This is a genomic window from Aquidulcibacter sp., from assembly GCF_044346625.1.
Classification (GTDB): domain Bacteria; phylum Pseudomonadota; class Alphaproteobacteria; order Caulobacterales; family Aquidulcibacteraceae; genus Aquidulcibacter.
The window spans coordinates 1-2,927 of sequence record NZ_JBIIYV010000157.1 but is presented as its reverse complement, the minus strand read 5'-3'; the positions used below and the strand labels follow the sequence as shown (position 1 = coordinate 2,927).

Genomic DNA, 2,927 nt, shown 5'->3' with positions numbered 1-2,927 from the left:
CCCAATCCTAAACCAGAATGATCAATGACCAACCGCCAATCCCCCCGCTCCGCCAGCTATGTGACGAGCGCTGCGCAGGGGGATTAGCTGTCACCGCGTGTTACACCACCAAATGGGACGTGATCCAGTGACCACCAGATTATTGGTAGCAAACGGGCATTTCGGCGCTTTCTGGGTGTTTCCGACGCATTCTGATCGTTGCGATTCGATTCGCTGACAGTTCAATGCGTCGTCACTAATAACGAAAATGGCACTTTCCTTTAATAGCGATTCCCGCTATTAACGCGTGTGTGAATAGTCCAACTTCCTCATCATCTGACATCAGCCCTTCAAACAGGCTGGGCCAATACCGTGAAACGGTCGCTGGCGGGGAAGTGGTGCGTGCATTTATTCCGCCGCCTTTACCGCCAAACCCGCCGCTTCAGCTGGAGCCCTTGTTCGGTCTATTGGACCGAGCCAATCAAGCTCTGGGGCGACTGGATGGGATGAGCGCCCTTCTGCCGAACACCAAACTGTTCCTCTATTTCTATGTGCGCAAAGAGGCCTTAGTGTCGTCCCAGATTGAGGGCACGCAAAGCTCCTTCACCGATCTATTGATGCATGAAAATGATCGCGCAACGCGGTTTGGCCTTGATGATGTCGAAGAGGTCTCAAACTATGTGGCCGCTATTCAACACGGGCTTTCGCGCCTCGAAGAGGGCTTTCCAATTTCGCTGCGTCTGATTTGCGAGATGCATGAGATCTTGCTGCGGGGTGGTCGCGGGGCAGGCAAGCAGCCTGGGGCCTTTCGGACCACGCAAAACTGGATTGGCGGCACACGGCCCGGCAACGCCACTTTTGTGCCGCCGCCCGCGCAAGATGTTGTTGCCTTAATGGGGCAGGCGGAAGTCTGGTTGCACGGCCAAGGCCATGACCTGCCGCTGCTTGTGCGCGCTGCAGTCCTGCATGTTCAGTTCGAGACCATCCACCCCTTCTTGGATGGCAATGGTCGGCTCGGTCGCCTGCTGGTGACGCTGCTCTTATGCGCTGAGAAAGCGTTGAGCGAGCCCGTCCTCTACCTGTCGCTTTACCTAAAGACCCACCGTGAGCGCTATTATGAGCTCCTCACTAAAGTGAGGCGCGAGGGCGCTTGGGAAGAATGGCTGACTTTCTTTCTCGAGGGCGTGCTTGAGATTGCCACGCAGTCAACAGAGGCTGCAGGGCGCATCCTTGCGGTCTTTGCCCACGATAGAGCGCAGATTGAGGCGTTGGGTCGGCCCGCCTCAACAGTCTTGCGTATTCATGCGGCGTTACAAGCAAACCCGATTGTATCCACGGCGCGTCTAAAACAGGCCACCGGCCTCACCATCCCATCGATTACGCGCGCGCTTGAAGCGCTTGAGAAGCTGGGGATCGTCCGCGAAATCACAGGTCGCATGCGAGACCGTCTGTGGCAATACAGCGCCTATCTCGCCATCCTGAGCGAAGGCGCGGACCCGGTTTAACCCTGATCTGCGATTGCACCCAAAGCTGGCGGTCAAGGGGCAAGGTCGGCTTGCCGATTACGCGCAGCGTGACCCCTTGAGGGCCGGATTTGTAGCAACACAATCACCCGGCAGCTTCAGGGCAAGCAAAGCGCCGCATTGAAGCTGTTCCTAAGCGGCCTACGGGGTGACTGTTACTTGCACCACTTGTGACGTGGATCTGCAAACTAACTTCGGCTGCTTTGCGCCAAGGGTTGCCATTTAGTGCCGATTGAAAACCCAGGGATAGATAGTTTCGCCTTCGCCATGGTCGGGCGCTCTTCCATTTTGGTTTCGGCTATGGCCAAATCGGCACCCATGGCACCGATGGCCGCGATGAGCGTGACGACAGTTGCGACAACATCGTTCAGCGGCGAAACCGGCCTCAACGGCTTTAGCTCTGGGATCGCGCGCGACGATTATGAGTATGACTCATCGGGTCGCCTGATCGCGGTCTATCATAACGTTGCCGCCTTTGGCGCGGCAGAGCCCACCACAAAAGGTGGCCAAGTTGCCGCGATGGCGTTTGACGCCTTGGGCCGCATGACGCGCCAAACCGACTTCACAGGTCCGGGCAGCAGCCAAGTCGCGGTTGATCGGATGGTGACTTATGACCTAGCAGGCCGTGTCGAGACCGACACCACCCGTACCCGCCAGAGCGATGGCCAAGGCAATGGCCTGTTGATCGATAACATCAGCATCACCACCTATGACGCGATTGGCACAGTCCTGTCGGTCGGCACGCAAACCAATCGCTACCGCAATGCCAATGCCTATACCGGTCGGATTGGGGAAGGCCAAGGCGCTGTTTGGGGAACCAATACATCCTCCACCACCACCTACACCTATGAGTGGTATCAGGGTGCGGTGCAGACGGGGATCACCTATAAGGAAGGGTCCGCCACGCGGCTCACGACCTTCACTATGGCCAATATCGCCGGGCAGATGGTGACCAAGAGCGTGCTTGTGAATGACGGTCGGGCCCGGACGGTGACGTTTGACACCGATGTGTCAGGTCAAGTGATCCGGCGTCGGGAGTCGGATAATAATTATAGCCAAGGTGATCCCAGTGCCATGTGGTACCGCTTTGCCGGTCGCCAGATGGGCATGATCACCAATAATGGCGGGTGGGAAGGCTCTTACGCTGCCTCGGTCGCGCAACGCCAAGCTGCCCCTGCCACAACCGCGCCCGGCGCTTTTGCCAATGGCGCGCTTGTGGGCAAGCAGGAAGAGCAATTCTCGTCTAATCTGGAAGTGATCAACAGCTATAGCCAAGGCTCGGTTGCGGGTAGCTATGTGGTGCGTTCAGGCGACAGCCTGCAAGGGATCGCCCAGAATCTGTGGGGCGATAGTGGCGCCCTTCGGGCCTTCTTCGACTGGAATTGATCCCCCAGATCAATTCCTGCGCTGACGCGCACCGTCTGC

At 57.6% G+C, this 2,927-nt stretch carries 2 protein-coding genes; both read left to right on the top strand.

Translation table 11 applies throughout. The features are described from left to right. The first annotated feature begins 377 nt into the window (after positions 1-377). Positions 378-1,484 (top strand): Fic family protein, encoded by a 1,107-nt coding sequence (locus ACIQ20_RS16400; RefSeq protein ID WP_395782212.1) that lies wholly within the window; start codon positions 378-380, stop codon positions 1,482-1,484. Positions 1,485-1,802: 318 nt separating this feature from the next. Continuing rightward, a complete protein-coding gene (locus ACIQ20_RS16395; RefSeq protein WP_395782210.1) occupies positions 1,803-2,888 on the top strand; it encodes a hypothetical protein in 1,086 nt (361 codons plus the stop codon). Positions 2,889-2,927: the final 39 nt, after the last annotated feature.

Bases quoted from the DNA above. Each gene is read 5' to 3' on its own strand.
- ACIQ20_RS16395 (WP_395782210.1), top strand. From the start codon at position 1,803: ATGGCCAAATCGGCACCCATGGCACCGATGGCCGCGATGAGCGTGACG.